This window comes from Brucella anthropi ATCC 49188, assembly GCF_000017405.1.
GTDB classification, from domain to species: domain Bacteria; phylum Pseudomonadota; class Alphaproteobacteria; order Rhizobiales; family Rhizobiaceae; genus Brucella; species Brucella anthropi.
Map to the genome: position 1 here is coordinate 2,566,584 of NC_009667.1, position 23,990 is coordinate 2,590,573.

The following is a 23,990-nucleotide window of genomic DNA, read 5'->3' on the forward strand; positions in this document are numbered from 1 at the left end:
CATTGTTGTTGAAAGGAAGTTGAAATGAAAAGGACTTCTCTCCTGATTGCCGTCCTGCTCTCCTTGATGGCGAGCCCTGCATTCGCGCATCTCAATCCCGCAGAGCACGGTTCGTTCGCCGCAGGGTTTACACATCCCCTCTCCGGTGCCGACCACATACTTGCGATGGTTGCCGTTGGCCTTTGGGCTTCAATGCTTGGTGGACGCGCACTCGTCGTCGTTCCCTTGAGCTTTGTCGGTGTCATGCTTCTGGGATTCGTGGCAGCGCTTGGCGGAGTATCACTCCCCTATGTCGAACCGGTCATCCTTGCGTCAGTGATAGTGCTTGGCCTCCTTGTCGCCATGGCATTCCGCGCATCGACCCTGACGGCGGCACTTATCGTCGGCTTCTTTGCATTCTTCCATGGCTATGCTCATGGCGGAGAAATCGGCAGCGCTGCGTTTCTTTCCTACGGCGCCGGGTTTGCTCTTGCGACGGCATTGCTCCACGCGGCAGGCATCGGTGTCGGTCTAGCAGCAGGTCGCCTGCTGCAGGGGCGCACGGGACAGATAGTGATGCGAATAGCTGGCGGCTTTGCTGCCCTGAGCGGACTCTACCTTATGGCCGGGTGATGTGAGCATCGTCTTGCTGGATCATTCGAAGAGACACGCTGAAGCTGATATTGAACATGATGGGTCAGTGCCGGAAATGCCTATGCATTCTCCGGCGCTGCCTATGCTGCATCTCATGCGGCTTGTCAGTCCCAGCCAGCCAGTTGGCGCGTTTTCCTATTCGCGCGGCCTCGAATGGGCCGTGCATGCGGGAACAGTGACGAACGAGGAAAGTTGTGCCGGGTGGGTGTTCGGCCTTCTGGAACACAGTTACGCTGTGCTTGATGGCGCGATTTTCTGGCGCATGATTTCAGCATTGATGCGAAACGATGACGCCGAATTCTGCCGCCTGAATGACTGGCTTGGAGCAAGTCGCGAAAGCAGCGAACTTGAGCTTGAAGATCGCCGCATGGGCGAATCCCTGCGCACTCTACTGTCGGAACTTGGTGTCGAACGGGCCCGTAGTTTCGCTTCGGAACAGCGAGCCACCTATCCCGCAGCATTCTCCATTGCAGCATGTCACTGGAATATCGAGCCTGTCGATGCACTGCGCGGTCTCATGTGGAGCGTGGTTGAAAGCCAGATCATGGCTGCAATCCGTCTCGTCCCACTTGGCCATACGGCGGGCCAGAGGATACTTATCGCGGGAGCAGCCAAGATTGAAAGAGCCGTCGAAAAGGCGCGCACGCTGAATGACGACGAAATCGGTAATACGGCTCCCGCGCTGGCCATGGCCAGCGCCTGGCACGAGACACAATATAGCCGCCTATTCCGGTCGTGAGTGCAGCGTTTCACGGTATCGCCTGAGATTATCCTCCGCCGAAGTCGCATCAGCCGGTGCGACGGGCACCAGCGCCTTGAAAGCATACTGACCGATCAGCATGACCCAGGTGACGAGCACGAATGTCGAGGTCAGCACCGGCATTCCGATCGGCTTCAGGAATATGGCGACCGAAGCCCAAAGCCATGTCGCGACGATGGCGCCGAAGATGGCGTAAAGAAAACTGCTCCAGCTAAAAACAAGGAAGAAACCGCCAAGCGCAATCGCCGTCAACGCCGCATTATAACCGAAAAGCCCATCGCGAATGGCGCCTTCCGGACCACCGAATGCGGCGGCAACCACTGCTCCGGTTACGGCTCCCAGAAGCCCCATCAATGCGCTTATTCGCGAATGGATCGCGATACCGGCAAGGATGATGTAACCGGTGATCCAGTTATCCTGAAAGAATATCTGCCCGATGGCAGTGCCGATGCCCATGTACCAGGTCGGAAGCACATAGGGGACGGCGTAGGAAAACTGTTCCGGCGACACCGGCTTTGCCATCGGACCGGCATCTATGGCGTCGAACTTGAGAATTGCGAACAGAAAGAGCCAGCCGACGAGTACGAATGGCATTGTCAGGGGTGCCACCTTGTGCGGCCCCAACAACGTGGCGATGCTGGCGAAAGCCATGGTGGAGAAAGCAGCGCCACAGATGAGATAGATCGTCATGGCAGGCGACGGCAATGCACCGCTGCGGAAATCCGCACTGGTAAACGCAATCAGCGCAAGGGCGACCAGAGCGCCGTTGAACCCGAACAGGCCATCCCGGATCAGCCCCTTGTCAGCCTTGAGTATGATTGCCGTCAGCGTGCTGGCGACAACGCCGAGCACGCAGACAAGGGCATAAATCCAGGAATTGACCAGAATGGCGAACAAAATGACCAGCCCCGACAGAGGATTGTTCTGGAACACCACCTGCCCGATACCGCGCAGCGTCCAATCAACAAACCCCAGAGAAGGATGATCCTGCAAGGCATTGAGCTGCATGAACTTTACCCCTTCTTCGCCGTTTAGTTACCTCTGACTAAAACAGAAAATAACGCTGCGTCATCGGCAGGACATCAGCCGGTTCGCACGTGATCAGTTCACCGTCCACCCGCACCTGATAGCTCTGCGGATCAACCTCCAGTTTGGGTGTAAGCCCGTTATGGATCATGTCCTTCTTGCGGATCGTCCGGATGCCCTTCACCGCAACCAGTTGCTTGCTGAGTTTCAGTTTCTCGCCGATGCCGTCATCCAGCGCCGCTTTCGAGACGAAGGTGACGCCGGTGGAACCAAGCGCCCGGCCCAATACCCCATACATTGGCCGATAATGAACCGGCTGGGGCGTCGAGATCGATGCGTTTGGGTCGCCCATCGGTGCAATCGCAATCATGCCGCCGATCATGACGAGGCTCGGTTTCACGCCGAAGAATTCCGGCTTCCACAACACCAGATCGGCCCGTTTTCCGACTTCGATTGAGCCGATCTCATGGGCAAACCCGTGTGTGATTGCGGGATTGATCGTATATTTGGCGACATAACGTTTGGCGCGGAAATTGTCATTCCGGCTGCTGTCCTGGCTCAGCGGGCCTCGCTGCACCTTCATCTTGTGGGCAGTTTGCCAGCAACGCAGCGTCGTTTCACCGATACGGCCCATGGCTTGAGAATCCGACGACATCATCGAAAACACGCCCAGATCATGGAGAATGTCTTCGGCGGCGATGGTTTCGCGCCGGATGCGGGATTCCGCGAATGCCACATCCTCGGGGATTTTCGGACTGAGATGGTGACAGACCATCAGCATATCGAGATGTTCATCGACCGTGTTGATGGTGTAGGGGCGGGTCGGATTGGTTGAGGACGGCAGGATATTTTCTTCGCCCGCCGCTGTGATGATATCCGGCGCATGGCCGCCACCGGCACCTTCCGTATGGAAACTGTGGATGGTTCGGCCTTTCATGGCAGCAAAGGTATCCTTGACGAACCCGCTCTCGTTCAGCGTATCCGTATGGATAGCGACCTGAATGTCTTCCTCATCGGCAACGTTCAGGCAATTATCGATGGCGGCTGGCGTGGTTCCCCAGTCCTCATGCAGCTTCAGGCCGACAGCACCGGCTCTGATCTGCTCGCGAAGCGGTTCCGGCTTGCTTGCATTGCCTTTGCCGAGCAGTCCCACATTGATCGGAAGCGCTTCGACAGCCTCAAGCATGCGATGGATAGCCCATGGCCCCGGTGTAACCGTGGTTGCTAGCGTGCCGACCGTCGGCCCCGTTCCGCCGCCAACCAAAGTCGTTGTACCGCTAGCCAGAGCTTCTTCGGCCTGTTGCGGCGCAATGAAGTGAATATGGGTGTCGATACCGCCAGCGGTGAGAATCTTGCCTTCGCCTGCAATGACGTCGGTCGCAGGCCCGACGATAATGTCGACGCCGGGCTGAATATCGGGATTACCGGCCTTGCCGATCCCTGAGATACGACCTTCCTTGATGCCGACATCGGCTTTGATGATGCCCCAATAGTCGAGAATGATGACATTGGTGATTACCAGATCGGCGGTTTCGGACGAGGGTCGTTGCCCCTGCCCCATACCGTCGCGAATGACCTTGCCGCCGCCGAAGGTTACTTCTTCGCCGTAGATGCAGCGATCTTCCTCGACCTCGATGATGAGTTCTGTATCGGCCAGACGCAAACGGTCACCCTTGGTCGGGCCATACAGTTCGGCATAGGCCTGTCTTGAGATCCTTCCCATCTGTCCCTCCTAGAGTTTTCCGTCGATTTTTGCGTTGAAGCCATAGACTTCCCGGTTGCCATCCAGCGCAACCAGTTCGACCTCACGGTCCTGTCCCGGCTCGAACCGCACCGCAGTTCCGGCCGGAATATTGAGCCGGAAACCTCTCGTCCGCTCCCGGTCGAAGGCAAGCGCCTCGTTCGTTTCATAGAAATGATAATGCGATCCAACCTGTATCGGCCTGTCGCCCGTGTTCTCCACGGCGATGGTGCGCGTTTCGCGACCATTGTTGAGGTCGATCGACCCGTCTTCGATGAAATATTCACCCGGTATCATGATCGTCTCCTGAGACGCATCCCGAAAGACGTGAAACGTTTCGGACAAGATGCGCGTAAAAACAAAAACCAGAGCGTTTCCAAATAGTTATGAAATGCTCTACGGAATTGGGTTGTGAACGGTTACAAGCTTGGTACCGTCAGGAAAGGTGGCTTCCACCTGAATGTCGTGGATCATTTCAGGCACACCCTCCATCACCTCATCGCGGGTGAGAAGCGTGGCACCGTAGGACATGAGTTCCGCAACTGTCTTGCCGTCACGGGCCCCCTCCAGAATTTCGGCGGAGATGTAAGCCACGACTTCCGGGTAGTTAAGTTTCACCCCTCGGGCTCTCCGTCGCTCCGCAACCAATGCTGCGGTGAAGATCAGAAGTTTGTCCTTTTCACGTGGCAATAGTTCCATTTGTAGGCCCTCTCCAAAGTGAGTTATGTTGCCCAGATGCGTGGCGCAGCTGCCGGTTTCCCCAGTCCGGTTTCGCGCAGAACTTCCCAGGCTTTTCGAAACAGTGTCTTGGCTTCCGACATGCGCCCGCCGAGATAGCGACAGACGATCACCCGCTCGAGCCGCGACACCGAGAACAGATTTCTGGCTGCATCGCCGACGGCTTCGCGAATAGCGTGAAGCGCGCTTTCATCTGCCGGACCGGCATAAACCATCGTCGCGACAATCGGTTTTGCGCAGAAGGCAAAAGCGGCATTCAGCGCCGGGTCGGCGCCATGAAGGCGAAACTGTTCGAACCAGATCGGCTTGCCATCCCTGAATATTTCGATCCTTTGACGGACTTCGCCAGTGTCAAAACTTTCCTGACAGGCCGGCCGTCCAAGACTGATAATGTCCCACCCCAGATAGACCGCATCTCCACTCAGGAATACTTTCGTGCCTATGGAAGCCTTTGCGCCATCAAAAACGATTGTTTCCTGCGGGAGATATTCGCATATGCCGCCCTCACCCACATCGATCCTGGTCGTCTGGGTACTCTGGCCCCTCTCGCTGCGATAGAATTTGGTAGCGCCGGGCGTCGTTAGAACGGCTCTGGCGCCACGTCCTAAAAAACAAGAAATATCAAGGACATCGTCACCAGCCACGCCACCCGGTGGATGAAGAAGATAGACGTGCGCACTGCCATCCTTTTCAGGATAGAATGGTTGTTGCACCGCAAGTGGCCCCACATGGCGTCGCCGCATGAGCCGCGTCACTTCGCGATTATGCTCGAACCGCAGTTCAAGCTCGGCATGCCAACCCGTGCTCATCGACGATTGCCACCTCTATGTTCTCAGGGAACTACGATGCGTTATCGATACCGAACAATAAAACCAAGGCAGGATGAAATATTCAGGCAGATTAACTCGCTGGATCACTATAGACAAGTTCAATTATAGACTTGAGTGACGCACCATCAACTTGTTCAGTCATGAGCCGCACAAGAAGCTTAACCTAGTTTATCATTGAGGGTCCACTGTCACAGTGTGGTGGCCCTAACGCGCACCCAGGCGATCGATCACACGTGCAGGCAGATGAAGGGCCAGCGAGGCCTGTTCGAATGTACCCTGCCCGGCGGCGATGAAAGTATCATCCATGCCTGCATACTCATCTGTAATAAGTCGGCGCAGCAGATAGCCCGAACCCAGAAACTTGATCAGCGTGTTCGAGCTGGCAAACAGACTATGACCACCGCTATCAACCTGAGAAATATCAAGAACCTGAATATTCTTGTTCTGCAGGAAAGCTATATCAAAGCCGCTACCGACCCGCGGCGCCCCACCTGCCAGTCTGCGCGAGATATCGAGAGCCCGATCACGCCGGGATACGACAATCGTGAAAGGCTGAGGCAAATAGTCGATATCATCAATCTGGCTGCGGAAAAGATCGGGATCGAGATCGGGAGCCGCAAGCAGCACACCCTTGATGCGTTTCAATACGTTAAGGCGTTTATCTACAGACAGTGTGCGCAAGGCTTCCATAACGACGACAGCGCCCATCGAATGACCAACAATGACGATGCCGTTGGCTTTTGTCTGTGCTGCAATTTCGAGTGTTTCAGCCAGTCCCCTACGCGCGATGATCGCACTGTCGCGATCATAGAGATATCGCGTAAACGCCGCAGCGGACGCCCATGAAAAATGAACAGGCACCGAAGAGACATCATAGTCGTGGACAATCTGCGCATTGCGGAAAAGTCCCTCGGCAAAGTTGTTGTTATAGCCGTGGACGAAAACGAATATCTCACGCTGTGCCGCCGGTCGGCTTGCAAGACGCCGGTTCAACTCCCGGATCATGGCTTGTCGATCAGGCAACGATGCATAGTTTGAGGCTATGAAATTCCTTCGGGGATCAGGTTTGCCCGATGCGGTCTCGACATTTCCGGGACGGTGCATTTCGGGAATATGCACGTCAATCGTCGAGAAGTTCAGTACTTGAGACCTGTCGCGCGAATAGGCGATACTGGGATCGTCTATTCGCTCGCGTACGGTCGCAACCGTAAACGGAACCACCACTTTGGAAAGGGTCTGGTCAGACACATCCATTCCCAGACCAGTGACAGCCCTGTTTCCGGCGCATCCCACTGCGACAAGCAGAACAAATGCGAGGATGAAAATCTGCTTCAAATCATGCCCTCGCTCGATAATCGAGGCAAAACGGCCACGTTGTCGCGATGGTGTCGCATCGCCGGTTTCTGGGCAACACCGCATTTATGAGGTTGTCGGCAACGCTCCCTCGAGTGCTTCCTTGAGGCGCTTTTCCTGTTCTAGAGACAAGGACGTTTTCAGGACCCTGCCGCGCAGGTCAGGGAAATCGGCCATGACCCTATCCCACTGGATTTTGCGCAGGAGAACGAACAAGGCGGACGAGTTCTCCGGGATGGTTTCGCCAAGAGACACGATGAACTTGTCATCGATGCCGTAATCGGCGAGCGAGCCCGACAAAGCTCCGGCGCCTGCCCCTACAGCGCCACCAAGCGCCATGCCGGCAAGCGGATTGAGGAAAATAAGCCCTACCAGTCCGCCCCAGATCGCTCCGGAAAGCAGCCCCGATCCAGCGCCCATGGCGGGCAGATTATATTTCTGCTTGAGATGAACCTTGCCCTGTTCATCCCTGACGACAATCACGGCGTCCTCAAGATCGACGAGATATTCCTTCTGAAGCTGATTGAGCTTCAAAAGAACAGCATCCGCCTCTCCTACCGTATCAAATCCAATAACAACCAGTTCTGACACAACCGTGCTCCTTTTCCTCGACAAGCCTGAAATGAAGACATCTCATGGATCAGCGACGCCATCTCACCGTGCGGACATTGGTAATTCTGCCGTCTCTGGCCCGAACCGTTACATCGTAAGTTCTACGAGACCGATCAGCCCGATACACAAAATGACTCCCGCGGCAATCGAGTGCGCGAACATTGCGGAAACCGCGCATTCTCAACAATCGGACACCTTCGGAACACCGTATCCTGTGTCCGTTGTTGATCCGCACGCCCACGGTAACCGAATAGCTCTGGCTGAAAGCCGGAACCGTCTCGGCAACGGTTCCAATCGTAAAAATGGCAGTGAATGCAAGAATAGCCCCGATCGAATGCAGCTTCATGTCCCCTCCAAAGTAACAAAGAACCACAACTCACAAGCCGAACCTGTTCGCCGGTTTCATGATTGGCGACAGGCATAAAAAGTCCCGAAGCGGATGAACAGGTTCGGGAAAATGTCATGAAAACAAACTTTTGGAGCGCCTATCTGATACAATCAGATCGAGAGACGCTCCAGATATCCAATGCATAGATGCGGCACAGCCGTATCAGGACCGCAAGTCTCTATTCCAAAACCGGCTCCCGCTTGCGGGAGACATGCTCTAGCGGCAACGTGCTTCGTAAATACGGCCGTGCTGATCGCGATAGCGGCAGTACTGAACGCCATTACGGGTCTGTGCGACGCCTACGAGCGTACCTGCGGCTGCACCGATGGCTGCGCCGGTGAGCGCGCCACGCGTGTCACCTCCAATGGCAGCTCCGGCAAGCCCGCCAATCGCGGCACCGCCAACACCATAGCCGGCTGTTCTTCTTTCGTCGGTTGTGCACCCGCTCGCAGTGGCGCCAATTACGGCCATCGTCAAGACACTGTACAGGATCATTCTCATAGAAATATCCTTCCCATTTTGATTATGCCCATTCCCAGATATTACATAGGCTGCATCTTGAAAGGTCAAGGCACCCGCTTGAGACCCGATTACTGGTTCTTCCATCGTAAAGCTTTCAACGTTATTCGCGGGAAAAGCCGAATATTTCGGCAAACCAGCTGGTAGCGGAATATTGCGCGCAGAAAGTCAGGGCGACGATTGTGATCGGCACGCCGATAAAGGCTCCGAAGACACCCCAGAGCGAGCCCCAGGCGAATACGGAAAAGAGCGTTGCAAACGGTGACAGGGAAATTGTCTTTCCCGTCAATCGAGGCTCGATCACGCTTCCGATGACAGATTGTATGATGTTCAAACCGACAAAGACCGCGAGCACCCATTGCCAGCTGGCAAAGTGTGTGAAGGCAAACGCTGTAATAAAAAGCGTGGCGACCAGCGGTCCGAGGAAAGGGATGAAGTTCAGAATGAACGCGACAAATCCCCAGGTTTCGGCAAATGGCAAACCGATCAAACGGGTCAAAAGCCAGACAAACGAACCAGTCGCAAGGCTCATCAAAGCCCTAAGCAGCATATAAAACCGGATTTTTGTAGCGGCTGACTGGCTGGCACGCAGGAATGAATTTGCAGCCTCCTGATTTTTCAGCTGCTTGATCCGCGCGCGAAACTCATCGGTTTCGGCAAGCCCCAACAAGACATAGACCAGAGCCACGAGCCAGAAACTGAATGTATTGTTGAGGCGGCTTCCTATCGATTGAAGCATCCGCAAAGTCCAGCTTACGCTGAAATTCTCCGACCACAGTACTGAAGCCGCAATACCATGCCCCTCGAGCCAGATTTTAAGCTGCTCATAGAGGAGCTGATACCGAACTGCATCGATCAATATGCGGCGACCGACCTGCCCGACTGTCCACGCGAGCAGCCAGCCAAAACCGAGCAGAAGGAAAACCACCAGAAGAAAAGTGATCACCAACGCAAGATAGCGCGACATGAGCGATGAAAGTCCGCGCTGGACCGGCCAGACGAGCATAATGATAAACAATGCAAAAACGACCGGTGCAAATACCGCGCCGCCGTAATGGAGCAATGCAATCAGGACGCATCCTGCAATCAGGATCAGGGTTGCATTGCCAGCCTTCAGCATAAAACCTCCCCATCCCCAGCCAAGAAATCAACTCATGATTTCAGGGTATTCTTGTGAATTTGACCGTCTTTCATGACGACCGCCAGCGTCTGTTCCGGCTTTTCAAGCACGTGAATATCATCGAGCGGATTTTCGTTCAGAACCAGAAGATCGGCGAAAGCGCCCGGTTCTACGAGGCCGAGCTTGCCGGGATATGGATTGCGCAGATTGGAAAGGGCGAGCAATTCCGCATTGACCGATGTAGCCGCACGAAGCACTTCCGCATTTGAATACCACTGGCTCAAATGGGTCAGCATGAAATTCTGGCGCGGGGTCAATGCGGGTGAAAACAGAACGTCTGAACCCCAGGCAGTCTTTATCCCGTATTTGCGCGCGAATTCGTAAATCCTTGGCGTGCCTGCAAAAAGCTGCTGAATCCGTTCGGTGCCTGGCCCTGTCTGTGACGCCGCATCCTCCATCGTCAGGAAAGGCTGCATGCTCAACCAGACATTCTTTTCCGCAAACATGCGCGCGGTTTCCTCATCCATCAGATGCGCATGTTCAACACATGCAACACCAGCTCTGATAGACCGCTGGACCGTATTCGACGCATAGGCATGGACCGTGACATAGGTGTTCCAGTCCTTTGCCACATCGACCGCCGCGCGAATTTCGTCCTCACTGAATGTCGACATGTCGAGCGGACTGCGCGGCGATGACACACCGCCGCCTGCGACGATCTTGATCTGGGACGCGCCCTGCAACAGCTGCTCGCGCACACGAAGCTTCAAGCTGCCTGCATCATCGACGATTGCTGAAGCCCCCATCAATTCACCAGTGCTGAGTTTGCCTCCGTCGCGCGGAATTTCCGTTGGCAGCCTCAGATCACCATGACCGCCGGTCGTCGTTATCATCGCACCTGCGGGAAAGATGCGCGGGCCGGAGATGATCCCCGTATCAATCGCGCGCTTGAACGAGAAAGTCGGCCCGCCCATATCGCGCACCGTCGTAAAGCCGCGCAGAAGCGTGCGTTCTGCTTCTGCCGTAGACGCTGCGAAAATTATACCCAGATCTCCCTCCAGAAGCACCGGCAGCGGCACCGCCGCATAAACGGCGTGCCAGTGCGCGTCGATCAGACCCGGCATCAGCACGCGGTCGCCGCAGTCGATAACCGTTGCCCCTTCGGGCGGAGCACTGTTTGTCGTATCGACAGCCGCGATGCGATTGCCCTCGACCAGAACCTGCACACCGGATTTCAGAGTGTCCGCCTTGCCGTCGAAAAGCCGCGCCCGCGTCAGGAGAATTTTTGGAGACTGTGCGAAAGAGCGATCCGCGATCATCGTTGCCGCTGCTGTCGCCGCCGCTCCTGCAAGAAAATGTCTTCGCGACAAGCGATCCAGACGCCGGGAAACCTGTTGCAACATGGGGTTGGAACAACCGCAGCTGTCACCGTGAATGAAATGCTGATATTTTCCACCCAGTCTAAACATGGCAACTCCCGATTGAATCAGTTATTCAAACCAACTATTCGACTATCTTGAAGTAATATACGTCGATGAACCTTCCCCTGACGTCGTTTTCGACACGACCCCGAATTTCAATTTTGTTCTTGGTGTTTATTTCTCTTCCGCGCCAGACTTCTCTTTCGATCCGAACTCTCGTTGGTCCAGTGCGATCCTGAAAAACATACTGAGCCCTCCTGACATTGCTTTTGATCGAACCGGTGAGCACCACACGGGTTCCGACCGGCGTCCGGGTAATGGCATCAGCTGTTATTGTATTTCGGGCTCTGAAAGCATCGAGAAATTGTGCACGGGAAACATCAATAGAGCCCAGAGAGAAAAGGCCCAGCATCAACGCAAACTGAATCATATACTGCTTTATCGAGGTCATGGATTTTCACCTCCTCATAGCAATGATTGAATTTCTTCTTCCGTATCAAATAAACTGCTGTCGATGATTAGCTGTATCACGGGAAGACACAAAACATATTCCCCATGAAATTTCAAAATCGCAAGTACCGGACAGGTAACACCCCAATTTTGGGCACCTGCCACATCAGGCTCAGACCAACCCGTTGCGCAACTTAAAGCGCCGGAAACCACCGACATTGACGCTACGGCCCCGATTAAGCAACTCGCGCATGATGGGCTCGCGCTGCTGAGCAGGCATATAGTCCAGAATGCGCGCGCAATCATGTTCGAAAAGAAGGCCGCGAAGAAGCAGATCACGCTTGATCAGCGGACTATCCATCGTTCTGTGAAACAGCCCAAAACCATAGTGAACCTGACTGCCATTCATGACGATCCCCATCATGTGATTGACCAGGACCTCTCGCCTCACCTGTTCGCCGACAAGCCAGCCTCGGTCGTCAGCGGGCGATGTCTGAGCGCGCCCCTTCATCGTCTTTGAATATTGGCTGATGGTTGGCGTCAGGTTCATCTCATCGATAGCCGCAGGCTTCGCGTTCCGCTTACCGGAACGTTTGGAAAGCATTTTACCGGTATAGATCGCGCCAGCCAGAAGCGGCTCAAGTTCATAGCTGCGAAAAGCACCATTTGGCAGATAGCGAAGATTGGATACGATATCCGGCATCGCCATTTTGTCGAGTTTGAGGGCCAGCTTGTCAGTGGAGTACAGCACATCGATGTTGTAACCGCAGCGCACGAAGCATTCTGACAGAGCCACCTCACCCTTTCTGATGGCATGAGGTCTGATATCGTATGGGCGATATCGCGACCAGAAACGCCGTACTGCAGCATCGTTGAATACTTTACCGGAAACGCTGAAGGCATAGCTGCCAACGTGGTGGATGAATTCGTGATTTTCGTTCGTGCCGACGACATCATACGCACTATCGGCAAGCGATGCGATCATGTTTCGAAGACCAGCACCGGGAACATACATGATGCTGTCGTTGAAATAGAGCAGTCGCCGGAGTTGCAGCCCTTCAGCACCAAGAAGCAATGTAGCTGCGCGATAGGCGCCAAAATCGCGGCCGATATTCTGGCGGACGAGAACGCGTTGGGCCACGGCTTTGATTGCGTCATGCTCCGGTTGCGACAGTCTGCCATTGCAAACAACAATGGGATTGATGTTCTGATGACGCAGTTCATTCAGGAGATGCAGAAAATCGGGCGTAACACCAAACTTGTTATACTTGACGACGATTGCATAGAGATCGCCGTTCGGCTGGCGTGTTGTTTCATCCGATAGAAATCGCGGCGTTCTTTCCATGAAAATATGCGGCGCCTGAACAAGCTTGGCGCTACGTATATAAGCGCGCACAGCCAACCAGTTCATTGCTTTTCCAATGCGCATTCCTGCCCCCCCGGCTCAATTTCTTTGTGAATAACACTGGGCCTCGCTAAAATAAATGGCTCGGATGCGATATTCAGAGAAGATATAATAAAGGGGGCAGGCTATTCATGGATTTCCGGGAGCTGATCAGAAATGAAGTGGGAAAAAACTCTCGCGGCATAGAAATAGGTGCATCTTATGCTCCGATTTTACCAAAGAGAGACGGCTTCAGGACGCTCGTCATAGACCATACCGACACGCAATCCTTGCGTCTCAAGTATAATAGTATGGGTGTCGACACTTCCAGGCTGGAAACCGTCGATGCAATTGACGATGGCGGCGAGTTCAGCGAGCTGGATCTGACCGGGGATGGGTTTGACTTCATCGTTGCCAGCCATGTTTTCGAGCATCTGACAGACCCCATTCATTTCCTTCAGCGTTGTGAGCGTGCGCTCAAGCCCGGCGGCAAGGTTTATCTTCTCGTGCCGGACCGACGTTATACTTTTGATTATCTGCGTCCGAGCACCACAGCAGGTCATATGCTGGCTGCCTACCTCGCGGAACAAAAGAGACATGGAACAGCTGTCCTCTTCGATCACCATGCCTCCAATGCAACCCGCGGCGGCATACAGGTCTGGATGGAAGGGCATAAGGGCGATTTCGCTTTTGCCGGCACACCATCGTCCGGCTACGCGAGCGCGACGAGCAAGAATGACGAATACGTCGACTGCCACGCCTGGGTTTTCACACCCTCAAGTTTCCGTCTCGCCATGCAGGATTTGTACAATGCTGGCGTTCTGGGTCTCAAGGAAGAGCTGTTTCACCCAAGTTTCGGCTGCGAATTCTATGTGGTGATGAGCCGCAATCCATCTGTAACGACGCAGCCGGACAGACTTACCCTTGCACTGAATGCGATCAAGGAAGCAGGCCCGGAGGAACCTTCGTCGGCAGCGGCAACTCCCCCGCAAATTGGCATTGCGCCGGGCTATGAAAGCGCAGCACCGTCGGCACAGAATGCCATGGACATATTCAAGGGTGGCTGGGTATCGGCCTTTCCTTCAGAGACAGGCCTGCAGGCGGGCACCAATGCCCTGTTTGCGGACCCGAGAATTCTCTGGCTCACCGCACAGTTGAAGGATTGGTTCAAAGGAAAAGACGTCCTCGAACTGGGGCCCCTGGAAGGTGCCCATACTGCAACCTTGCTTTCAGAAGGTGCTGCATCCGTTACGGCTATTGAGGCAAAACGGGATTCTTATCTTCGCTGTCTGGTAACGAAAGAAGTTCTGCAACTGCACGGCGCATCTTTCCAGCTGGGTAATTTCCTCCCCTATCTGGAAAGAGAGGAAACGCAATGGCCGCTGATCGTCGCCAGCGGCGTGCTGTATCACATGTCGGACCCGATCCGTACGCTCGAGCTTCTTTCCAGCCGTACTGATCGGCTATATCTCTGGACGCATGTTGTCGATCCGGATGCCATGCGTCCCGGTGATCCGCGCCTGGATGCCCTCGGCGATCCGGAATTGCGCGACTGGAATGGACGACTGATCAAGCTCCACAAGCGGCCCTATCTGGAACAAAAGGAAAAGACCTTTTGCGGCGGCATGGAGGCGGAACCACGCTGGATCAACCGGGAAGATTTGCTCTGGCTTCTGGCCCAGCTCGGCTTTGACGAGATTATTACCGCGCACGATAAGCCCGATGCCGAACATGGACCATCTCTGTCCATCCTGGCTTCGCGCTCCAAAGCGTCTGCTTAGACTGAGCTCTAAAAAACATTGCATTAGAGCGCCGATCTGACTGGATCAGATCGGCGCTCTAACACTTTTTTTAACACGCATCTTTGTCTGAAAATCGCATCACATCGGGTAAAGATCATCGCCGAGAGAGGAAAGTGAAACAGGCCAGTCAAGGTTCGTTTCGCCTGTCTTCCTGAAAAAGACCGCTGACATCAAGGCCCCGGTATAGAACTCGCCGAAGCTTGTCGCCAGATTGTGGACTTTCGCTACGATATAGGCGTCACAACCATCAACGGCTTTGATTATTTCAAAGCCCGTTGCGCGATTGAGCAGCGCTTTCCATGAATGGCGCGAGAAGCGGAAGTAATCGCAAGGCTCCTCATGCAGCGGCCAGGTCTGTGGTGCGAGTATGATGCCAATCGCTCCCGGCTTCATCACCCGGTTCATTTCGATGACTGCTTTCCACGGCATCAGCAGGTGTTCAAACACCGCAAATGACATGACGGCGTCGAATTGATTTCTGGGCAGAAAACTGCTCGCTTCGTGAGCATCGCCGACGACGTCGACATTCTCGCCTTCCAGAATATCAAAACCGGTATATTGCCAGGCGGCAGGCAGACGTTCACGCCACATGGCGCCAGTTCGATTGCGAGAGCCAATTTCGAGCATATGCCCGTTTGAGCACTGATGAACCTCATCGAAGAAACGGTTGACCAGCACCAGAACAGGGTCATGCGGATCCGCTGCGGAAAGCGGCTGTTCCAATCTGGACCCATCAGCCAAGCAAACTTCTATCGTTGCATCCAGCATTTGAGCTGTTTCGAGGCCGGTAAAGATGCGCTCATTGAAACGACATGCTGCCGCCAAGCGCCCATAGACACGGCTCAGGTCCGGGCTTGGCAGGCTGTGCTGTGAGATTACCAGTTCACGCCCGTCCGGCAGTTTGAGATTCAAACCAAGCACTTTGCTGTTTGCCGCGATAACAAATCCGGAAATATGTACAGCGCCCTGGAAACAGGAATTTCGCTCCACGACACAAAGAGGTGCAGCGTCAGTATTCTTTGGGCGCAGGTGAAATACTGGATCGAGCGTCATGATGAATGCAGCCGCCCGACTGATACAGACCCGTTATTGAGCATAGTCACGTGTCCCCCGAGCGATTCCCCACACCAGATTGCTGTGGCGCCAGCAGTTTTGTCAATCGATCAATATTAGCCATTATCAACAGACCTGACCCACACAAAACCGTCGGCTCATTCATGGATAGCCGCCGCCGACAATATGACGGCAGATTTAGGCATGGTGCCTGCCAAGACGGCATTTTACCGGATGAAGTGCGGCGGGAGATATGACAGCCTCGACGGTCAAGCGGGAACAGAGCAAGACGCAGGACGGAAAAGAAAGTGGGCAAGTCGCAATCGGATGTTCGACTGATTGCACCTGATCCCTCACGGAGGTTCTGGACCTGTACTGGCTGTTCGTAGGCAGGATCATCGAAAGGTGACGGGACGACAAGTAATGCGGGGGCGGAACTGAAAACGTTGGAACTGGCTCGAAGTGAGCAAAACTATATGCGCGAATTGCGCAGGGAATTTCATAAATACCCTGAGCTTTCCCTGAATGAGCGACGCACTTCTGCACGTATCAGGGCAGAACTTGATGCAATAGGCGTCCCCTATATTTTAGTCGGCGAATTTGGGATTGTGGCAACAATTGCCGGATCGCAAAGCGAACGGGTTATCGCCTTGCGCGCCGACATGGATGCTTTGCCAATCGAAGAAGACAATCCTCACCTGGAGTACAGGTCCGGCACGGCTCGCGTCATGCATGCCTGCGGCCATGATGGACATGTCGCCATGCTGCTGGGCGCGGCGCGTATTCTCGTGAAATCTCGCGACCAGCTCCATGGAACAGTCAAGCTATGCTTTCAACAAGCCGAAGAAGTTGGCGAGGGAACAGAAGACATTCTGAAAGAACTCGCAAGGCACCCCGTTGAAAGCGTATTGGGCATTCATCTCTGGTCGGAGCTGGAGACCGGCAAAATCTCCATTGAATCAGGCCCTCGAATGGCTGCCGGACAATCAATCGATCTCACGATCCATGGTGTGGGCACGCACGGCGCTTACCCCAACAGAGGTATCGACCCCATCATCGCAACTGCAGCGATCATTATGAATTGCGCTGCACTCGTCAGCCGTGAATTCGATCCTACGGAGCCCGTCGCGCTGACTTTTGGAAGTATCAGCGGCGGCAATGCAGATAACGTCATTCCGGATAGGGTCAGCGTCTCTGGCACGATGCGGGCGACGCGCTCTGAGACAATGAATTATCTCGAAGAAGCGCTGAAGCGGACAGTAACAAGTACGGCCGATGCCTATCGCACCCGAGCAGAAATCAGATTCAGCGGCGGTGTTTCAGCAGTCACTAATGATCCAGCATGCAGCAACATTGCCCGTCGCGCCATTCAGTCTCTCGGTCTGGAAAAAGACTGCACGAGTTTCAACACGGTAATGGCCTCAGAAAACTTTGCCGATTTCCTTAAAGTCTATCCCGGTGTCTTTGCATTCATCGGCGTACGAAACGAAGAGATCGACGCTGTCTATCCCCACCACCATCCGAAATTCAATATCGATGAAGATGTTCTTTTCAGGGGCGCAGCCCTGTATGCACAATATTCTATCGAATACTTTCAACCGGGCAATTTAAAAAACAACAAATAGTATTCTTTCGAAGACCTATTTCAATTTCAAACAAAATGGGAGGAAACCATGAAATATTTGAAAACAGCAGCGCTCACACCATCAATAATCGCGATGGCGCTCTCGTTAGGAGCAGGCATTGCCCATGGCGAAGAGCCCTTGAAGCTCATCATTGGCACCGAAGGTGCCAATCCACCGATGAATTATCAATTGGCAGATGGAACGCTTGCCGGTTTCGAGGTTGAAATCGCCAAGGCGCTCTGCGATCAGATGAAGGCGCAATGTGAAATTGTCGCTCAGGATTGGGATGGTGCTATCCCTGCTATCCAATCCGGAAAGTTTGATGCGTTTATCGCTTCCATGTCGATAACCGAGGAACGCAAGAAGCAGGTTGATTTCTCCAATAAGTACTTCAACCCTCCTCCGGGAATGGTGGCATTGAAGGATTCTGACATCAAGGGCGTCACCAAGGACGACCTTGCTGGCAAGACTGTCGGTGTGCAAGGCTCAACGACCCATGCGAACTATGCAGAGGCTTACTTTACAGACAGCACAGTAAAAGCCTATCCGACCTCTCAGGAATTCAAGCTAGACCTGGTGAACGGTCGTCTTGATGCCATTAATGATGACAGCGTGTCGCTGGCAGAGTGGCTCAAAACACCCGAGGGCGCATGCTGCAAGATGATCGGCACCTATCCGCCGGTGGCACAATATCATGGCGCCGGTGTTGGAGCTGCTATCAAAAAAGGACGCCCGGAACTGGTTTCAAAGTTCAACGAAGCGATCAAGGAAATCCGGATCAACGGAAAATATAAGGAAATCAACGATAAGTACTTTGATTTCGATGCTTTCGGATATGACGGCTAGTTCAGCTTCGGAGGTCGGAGAAGCACCATCAAGTCTGACTTGAGCGCGGATATCTGCATGCTTACAAGACCGTGTGCGAGGCTCGCGCTGACATCGGCCGGTATCTGAACTTTTACAATAGCCGATGCCCACATTCATCGCCTGACCGGCAGACGCCGGATCAGGCTTACTTCAATGCACTGACACCAATGATGGTGGCGGCATAATCGGGGCGGAAATCCACTTATCGAAACGCCCGAAACTGTTCAGACAAACCGAGCCACTTCTGTGCGGAAAATTGTTGGCGATAATCTTACCTGGATACGAATAGAAAAAGGCCTGACACAGGAACAAGTGGCGGAGGGTTCGGGCTTCAGCCAGCAGTATTTGAGTAGCCTTGAACGGGGACAGTACAACCCAACAATCATAACGATATACGAACTGTCATTGGCGCTTGAAACAACCTATTTCAGCCTAATTTTGCCGGAGGATACCCGAGGCAGGTAATCTCGTCGAAGGTCTATATTCTTCCCCTGAACGCAGCTTCGGTAACCTCAAAGCTGCCGAACCGCTTTGCGCCCTCATATCGGTCATTGGATTGAACTTCACGAAGTCCTGAAAGGTGGCGGTCCGCTTACGATTTCGTTTTGTAAGCAAGTACAGTTTTTAGTTTTTGTAACAGTCCATCACAGTCGAAGAAGCGTCTACTGAGGGGCAAGGAGGGGCCGGCCATCTACCCATTCCAGTCGTTAAAGGCCGAAGATTGCCGATTGGCAATTATATAATGAGGATGGCAGTGCGAGGTGGAAGCCATTCATTCTGTGAACTAAACTAGTTGCGTCCCGCGCGTTTCGACACAATGCAAAGTCGAGAAAATTGTCGAATAATTCTATTGAGCCATGGTGGTCAGCGATAAAAGCAGCGCATTGACTCCTCTTAAAAACTGGCTATAACCATAAATGCAGACTGAAGATTTAAGACCATCTGCAAGGATGGTCTTATTGCGTCTGGAATCCGGATAAGTCCTCTTGCAGATGTCTTAACGACGTTGGGAGGACGCCGTAATGCACGGAAGCAAGATAGCCCTGAGGGGCGTACCGGATATTATTTCCTACATTGATGCGAATGACGGTATTCGAGGTCGCGCCGGTATCATCTGGTGGCTTGCCCTCGGCGGCCTGTTTCTTGATGCCTTCGCCAATTCGGCGCTGAGCGCAGGGCTTGGGCCTATGACACGGGATCTGGGGCTGGATGCGGCGCAGGTTGCGCTTATGACGTCTTTCGCCTCGTGGGTATCGATCGCATTCAATCCAATCGGCGGCTGGATCGCCGACCGCTGGGGCCGTATGCGCCCGCTGATCTTCGCAAAGCTCATTGCGCTCATCGGTGCAGTGCTGGTGATGACGGCCCACTCCTATGAAGTCATCCTCATGGGGCGTTTCTTCGTGGGCGCTGCCTACGGTATCGATTTTGCTATCGCCATGGCCGTACTTGCCGAGTTTACGCCTGCGCGCCTGCGCAGCCGCCTCAATACGTGGCAGGGCATCTGGTACACCGCCGTTTGTACAAACGTGCTTCTGGCCATGCTGTTCTACAGCTGGGATGTGGGTGACTCGATCTGGCGCTATTCTGTTGCCGCAACGGGTGTGTTCGCCTTCGCCATCATGATTCTTCAGGCGGTATTCATGGTTGAAAGCCCGATCTGGCTCGCCCGCAAAGAGCGGCTGGAGGACGCTGCCCGTGCGATGACCCGCATCTATCACCGCGATTTTGTTGCCGCCCTGCCTGAAGACCGTTTGCCGGTTCTCAACCAGGCCCGTCGCGGCATCGCCAATGTTGCCCTGATTTTCCGTGGCATCTATCTGCCGCGCACGATTCTTGCTGCAACCGTCCAGATCGGACAGTCGATCCAGTATTTTGCCGTGGGCTGGTATCTGCCGCTTATCAGTGCGGCGCTGTTCGGCAAGGACTTCCTCTACGCCATGATGGGCACGCTGGTGTTCAACGTGTTTGGCATCATCGGTGGCTTCTCTTCGCCAGTCATCGGACGCGTACTCGGCTTGCGCAAGGCTTCCGCCATCGGCTTCGGTGCAGTCTTTGTCATGCTGCTGATCATGGGCCTGTTCCATGACACCATGCCGACCTGGCTTGCGGTGATCGTGCCGTCGCTGTTCATCCTGTTCCATTCCGGCGGTCCCGGTGCGAACGGCAAGAGCCTGTCGTCACTCTCGTTCCGCAGCGAACTGCGTGCTGGCGCCAACGGTGTCATCGGTGCGCTCGGCGCCATGGGTGCGGCTCTTGGCCTGCTGGTCTTTCCGATCTTCCGAGAGACCTACGGTCTCGGCACGACATTCCTGATCCTGTCGGTCGTTCCACTGATTGCCTGCATCATCTGCTCGATCATTCAGTGGGATCCGACACGCACCAAGATCAGCCCGGATGACGAGCCGAATGCGCCGCAGTTCGAAGGTGACCGGTAATAACGGAGGATAATGTGAACGGACGCAGACAGGCCATTCTGGCAATCGATGAAGGAACGTCCGGAACCAGGGCCGCGCTTGTCGCGGCCGACGGTTCGGTCTCCGCCGTCAATTACACGACGCTTACCGTATCTTCGCCGCGTCATAACGTGGTGGAACAGGACGCCGATGTTCTTTTGCAAAAGACCATCGAAGTATGCGGCAAGACGATTGCCGCAGCGCGGGATGTGGGCGTAGAGATCGCCGCAATGGCAATTGCCACGCAACGCGCAACCGGTGTTCTGTGGGATACGGAAACCGGCCGCGCGCTGGTTCCGGCCATGGTGTGGCAGGATTCGCGCTATGCCGAAGAGCTGAAGCCGCTCGGCGCCATATGGGACGCGAAACTCGTGTCGCTTGCCGGGCGTCCGGTTGGCGGACGGGCGATCTATCTGTGGGCGGCGCGCCATATGCAGGAAACACCTGCTGTGCGCGAGGCGTGGAAAGCGAAAAGACTTGCCTTTGGCACGGTCGACAGCTGGCTGCTGTGGAACCTGTCCGAAGAACGCAAAGCCGTCACGACGCCGACCAATGCGACCTCTGCCGGTGCCTATATTCTTGGTGAACATCGCTATTTCACCGATTGGGTGGAAGCGCAGGATTTTCCGCTGGAACTGTTGCCCGAGCTGAAACAGGACGCCGATGATTTCGGTTTTACGCGGCAGGACATTCTGGGTATCCGCGTGCCGATCAAGGCGTCCTGCGGTGATCAGCTCGGCGGCCTGGTCGGCCTTGGCTGTCACGATGCGGGTCAGGCCATGTGCGTGCATGGCACGGGAAGCTTCGTCGATCTGGTGATTGGAAAGCAGACGCCGAAAAATCCCGGCCTCTACGAGGCAACTTTCACCATGACGGCCTGGCGGAGCGAGAACCTCTCGCATTTCGCGGTCGAGACCTATGCCGCCACAACCGGCTCAGCGCTCAACTGGCTCTGCAATGAAATGCGCTGGTTCGAGAATGCCAGGGAAATCAGCGAACTGGCTGCGACAGTACCGTCTTCCAACGGCCTTTTCTTCATGCCGACCCTGACGGGTTTGCGCCAGCCGAACATCGTACCGGATGGCCGGGCATCGCTGACCGGGCTTTCGATGGCCCACAGCCGGGCGCATCTTGCTCATGCCATTCTGGAGGGCATTGCCCATTCGGTTGTTTCCTGCGCAGAGGCAAGCTCTGAAGTGGCTGGCGTTCCGGTGCGGGAAGTGGTGGCAGGCGGGGGGCTTTCGTCCAGCGATACGCTGCTTCAGCTGCAGGCTGATCTCAGCGGTGCTCCTGTGCGGCGCATGGCGGATCAGGATCGCGCGAGCCTGCGGGGCACCGCGTTTCTGGCAGGCAGCGACGGATTGCTCTGGAGTGACCTTGCGGAAGCGCGCGCCACGCTGCCCGAAGGCAATCTCTTCATCCCCAAGACCAGCGAAGCGGAAAGACAAGACCGTAGAGCGCGATGGCACTCCCTCACGGATGAGGAAGTCGCACGCGTTCAGTCGGGTCACTATCATTAAACAGGAGTTGAAATGCTGAATCTGCGCTCCCGGCGCGCGGACAAGGATCGCGCCCGGATGATCCGCACCGAGCCGCTGAGGTTGAACCGGTCGGAACAGGAAGACCGTCTTGCCACTGAAACTTACGACATTCTGATCGTTGGCGGTGGGGTGACCGGTGCTTACTGCGCCTTTGACGCAAGTCTGCGCGGCTTTCGTGTTGCGCTGGTCGAGAAGGATGATTTTGCATCCGGTACGTCGTCCAAATCCTCCAAGATGGTGCATGGTGGCCTGCGCTATATCGAGCAGGGCAATCTCGGTCTGGTGCGTCACTCGCTGCTGGAGCGTCAGCGCCTGCGCCGCAATGCCAGCCATCTGGTGCAGCGCCTGCCTTTCCTGTTCCCCATTCTGGAACGGGATGGCGTGTTCGATTCCCGCTTCGCCAAGGCATTCGAAGGCCTGCTCTGGACATATGATCTGGCCGGCGGCTGGCGCGAGGGCATCCTGCATCAGAAGCTGACTGCGGCGGAAGTGCTGGCGCATTGCCCGACCTTCAAGGACGAATATCTGCGTGGCGGCCTCATGTATTTTGATGCCCGCGTCGATGATGCGCGCCTGACACTGGCGCTTGCCCGTTCCGCCGGCTTTTATGGGGCCACGGTCCTCAACCATTCGAAGGTAGCAGAGATTACCCGTAGCTCGGGTCGGGTCGACGGCGCTATTGTTCAGACTGTCGAGGGTAAGGAAATCCAGGTGCGCGCCAAGACCGTCATCATGGCGACAGGCGTGTGGCTGCGCGACTGGATGGGACTCGGCAAGGACGGCGAAAAGCCGTTGCATGTGCGTCCGGCCAAAGGTGTTCACGTCGCGATCCCCTGGTTGAAAATTCGCAACGACTGCACCGTGACGGTGCCCGTGCCTGGCCGCAGCCGTCGCGCGACCATCACGCGCTGGGGCAACGTCTCCTATCTTGGCACGACCGATGAGGACTATCAGGGCGATCTCGATGATGTGCATTGCACGCGTCGCGAGCTCGATTTTCTGATCGAGGGCGCGTGCAGCGCGCTCAATATCGACCTGACGCCGGATGATGTCGTCGGCAGCATTGCCGGGTGCCGTCCGCTGGTAGCCGCTTCGTCTGGTGGTAGCACCATGGACGTCAAACGCGATCATTCCGTGCATGTTGCACCAGACGGCCTCGTCACAATTGTGGGGGGCAAGCTGACGACTTCGCGTCATATGGCCGAACAGACGGTGGATGCTGCTGCAAAAGTTTTGGGTGATCGTCGCCGCTGCACCACGAAGAAGGCGTTTCTGCTGGGTGCAGCCGGTTATGACGCACAGGCAATCGTGGCTTCCGGTGGCATGGAGGCGCATCTGGGCGAACGCTACGGCACGGAATCGCGCTTCGTCAGCGATCTGATGGCTGCTCGTCCTAAGCTTGCCGAACCGGTGGTGGAGGGCCTGCCCTATACTGGCGGAGAAGTCGTCTACGCTGCCCGGCATGAACTTGCCCGGACCATCGATGACGTGCTGTCGCGTCGTATGCGTGCCCGCCTGATGGCGCGCGATGCCTCCGCCCGTGCCGCCGCAAAGGTTGGCGCCTTGCTGGGTGAAGAGCTTGGTCTTCCCCAGGCCGAAATCGACCGTCAGGTCGCCGCCTATGTGGCCGCGACCGAAAAAGAAAAATCCATTCTCACAGGAGCGAACTGA

At 55.1% G+C, this 23,990-nt stretch carries 22 protein-coding genes and 1 pseudogene; 10 read left to right on the forward strand and 13 right to left on the reverse strand.

What is annotated here, in order from left to right; translation table 11 throughout:
* The first annotated feature begins 24 nt into the window (after nt 1-24).
* Nucleotides 25-612, forward strand: a complete 588-nt coding sequence (locus OANT_RS12670) for a HupE/UreJ family protein (protein ID WP_012092272.1) — start codon at nt 25-27, stop codon at nt 610-612.
* Nucleotides 613-688: 76 nt separating this feature from the next.
* Nucleotides 689-1,372: an urease accessory protein UreF gene (locus OANT_RS12675; RefSeq protein ID WP_012092273.1), complete on the forward strand. Its 684-nt coding sequence runs from the start codon at nt 689-691 to the stop codon at nt 1,370-1,372.
* On the opposite strand, the gene OANT_RS12680 is transcribed toward OANT_RS12675, so the two are convergent.
* The 12 genes from OANT_RS12680 to OANT_RS12735 form a co-directional block, all read right to left on the reverse strand.
* Entirely contained in the window at nt 1,358-2,401 is a 1,044-nt protein-coding gene (locus tag OANT_RS12680) for an urea transporter (RefSeq protein ID WP_012092274.1), read from the reverse strand. The two genes, OANT_RS12675 and OANT_RS12680, sit on opposite strands and share 15 nt — an antisense overlap.
* A 37-nt stretch (nt 2,402-2,438) precedes the next feature.
* Nucleotides 2,439-4,142, reverse strand: a complete 1,704-nt coding sequence (gene ureC / locus OANT_RS12685) for an urease subunit alpha (RefSeq protein WP_012092275.1) — start codon at nt 4,140-4,142, stop codon at nt 2,439-2,441.
* A 9-nt stretch (nt 4,143-4,151) separates the two neighbouring features.
* Complete coding sequence (locus tag OANT_RS12690) at nt 4,152-4,457, reverse strand: urease subunit beta (RefSeq protein ID WP_010661153.1); 306 nt, start codon at nt 4,455-4,457, stop codon at nt 4,152-4,154.
* Between the two features lie 99 nt (nt 4,458-4,556).
* The gene (gene ureA, locus OANT_RS12695; protein WP_010661152.1) at nt 4,557-4,859 is read right to left on the reverse strand and encodes an urease subunit gamma; all 303 of its coding nucleotides are present in this window, start codon (nt 4,857-4,859) and stop codon (nt 4,557-4,559) included.
* A gap of 23 nt (nt 4,860-4,882) precedes the next feature.
* On the reverse strand, nt 4,883-5,707 hold the full coding sequence (locus OANT_RS12700; protein WP_012092276.1) for an urease accessory protein UreD: 825 nt from the start codon (nt 5,705-5,707) through the stop codon (nt 4,883-4,885).
* Nucleotides 5,708-5,932: 225 nt separating this feature from the next.
* Nucleotides 5,933-7,063, reverse strand: a complete 1,131-nt coding sequence (locus OANT_RS12705; protein ID WP_041545355.1) for an alpha/beta hydrolase — start codon at nt 7,061-7,063, stop codon at nt 5,933-5,935.
* Nucleotides 7,064-7,147: 84 nt separating this feature from the next.
* On the reverse strand, nt 7,148-7,672 hold the full coding sequence (locus OANT_RS12710) for a DUF1269 domain-containing protein (RefSeq protein WP_010661149.1): 525 nt from the start codon (nt 7,670-7,672) through the stop codon (nt 7,148-7,150).
* A gap of 625 nt (nt 7,673-8,297) precedes the next feature.
* On the reverse strand, nt 8,298-8,582 hold the full coding sequence (locus tag OANT_RS12715) for a YMGG-like glycine zipper-containing protein (RefSeq protein ID WP_012092279.1): 285 nt from the start codon (nt 8,580-8,582) through the stop codon (nt 8,298-8,300).
* Nucleotides 8,583-8,703: 121 nt separating this feature from the next.
* A complete protein-coding gene (locus tag OANT_RS12720) occupies nt 8,704-9,720 on the reverse strand; it encodes an AI-2E family transporter (protein ID WP_012092280.1) in 1,017 nt (338 codons plus the stop codon).
* Between the two features lie 32 nt (nt 9,721-9,752).
* The gene (locus tag OANT_RS12725; protein WP_012092281.1) at nt 9,753-11,189 is read right to left on the reverse strand and encodes a metal-dependent hydrolase family protein; all 1,437 of its coding nucleotides are present in this window, start codon (nt 11,187-11,189) and stop codon (nt 9,753-9,755) included.
* A 34-nt stretch (nt 11,190-11,223) separates the two neighbouring features.
* Nucleotides 11,224-11,592, reverse strand: a complete 369-nt coding sequence (locus tag OANT_RS12730) for a YgiW/YdeI family stress tolerance OB fold protein (RefSeq protein ID WP_012092282.1) — start codon at nt 11,590-11,592, stop codon at nt 11,224-11,226.
* A gap of 171 nt (nt 11,593-11,763) precedes the next feature.
* Nucleotides 11,764-13,002, reverse strand: coding sequence for a rhamnan synthesis F family protein (locus OANT_RS12735; RefSeq protein ID WP_115179268.1), 1,239 nt, complete (start codon nt 13,000-13,002; stop codon nt 11,764-11,766).
* 125 nt (nt 13,003-13,127) lie between these two features.
* Between OANT_RS12735 and OANT_RS12740 the strand changes: the two genes are divergently transcribed.
* Nucleotides 13,128-14,756, forward strand: a complete 1,629-nt coding sequence (locus tag OANT_RS12740; RefSeq protein WP_012092284.1) for a methyltransferase domain-containing protein — start codon at nt 13,128-13,130, stop codon at nt 14,754-14,756.
* Nucleotides 14,757-14,855: 99 nt separating this feature from the next.
* Here the strand turns inward: OANT_RS12740 and OANT_RS12745 are convergent, their stop codons facing one another.
* Entirely contained in the window at nt 14,856-15,698 is an 843-nt protein-coding gene (locus tag OANT_RS12745) for a methyltransferase domain-containing protein (protein WP_231771371.1), read from the reverse strand.
* A gap of 608 nt (nt 15,699-16,306) precedes the next feature.
* Here OANT_RS12745 and OANT_RS12750 point away from each other — a divergent pair.
* The 7 genes and pseudogenes from OANT_RS12750 (at nt 16,307) to OANT_RS12770 (ending at nt 23,990) form a co-directional block, all read left to right on the forward strand.
* Complete coding sequence (locus tag OANT_RS12750; protein ID WP_012092286.1) at nt 16,307-17,455, forward strand: M20 metallopeptidase family protein; 1,149 nt, start codon at nt 16,307-16,309, stop codon at nt 17,453-17,455.
* 48 nt (nt 17,456-17,503) lie between these two features.
* Nucleotides 17,504-18,301 carry a transporter substrate-binding domain-containing protein gene (locus OANT_RS12755; RefSeq protein WP_012092287.1) on the forward strand — a complete coding sequence of 266 codons (798 nt, stop codon included), beginning with the start codon at nt 17,504-17,506 and terminating at the stop codon, nt 18,299-18,301.
* A 41-nt stretch (nt 18,302-18,342) separates the two neighbouring features.
* A pseudogene (locus OANT_RS25695) lies at nt 18,343-18,507 on the forward strand (IS3 family transposase); the annotation flags it as partial.
* 127 nt (nt 18,508-18,634) lie between these two features.
* Nucleotides 18,635-18,787 carry a helix-turn-helix transcriptional regulator gene (locus tag OANT_RS25700; protein ID WP_343212516.1) on the forward strand — a complete coding sequence of 51 codons (153 nt, stop codon included), beginning with the start codon at nt 18,635-18,637 and terminating at the stop codon, nt 18,785-18,787.
* Between the two features lie 557 nt (nt 18,788-19,344).
* The gene (locus OANT_RS12760) at nt 19,345-20,760 is read left to right on the forward strand and encodes an MFS transporter (protein WP_012092289.1); all 1,416 of its coding nucleotides are present in this window, start codon (nt 19,345-19,347) and stop codon (nt 20,758-20,760) included.
* Between the two features lie 14 nt (nt 20,761-20,774).
* Nucleotides 20,775-22,298, forward strand: coding sequence for an FGGY-family carbohydrate kinase (locus tag OANT_RS12765; protein ID WP_012092290.1), 1,524 nt, complete (start codon nt 20,775-20,777; stop codon nt 22,296-22,298).
* 12 nt (nt 22,299-22,310) lie between these two features.
* Entirely contained in the window at nt 22,311-23,990 is a 1,680-nt protein-coding gene (locus tag OANT_RS12770; RefSeq protein ID WP_012092291.1) for a glycerol-3-phosphate dehydrogenase/oxidase, read from the forward strand.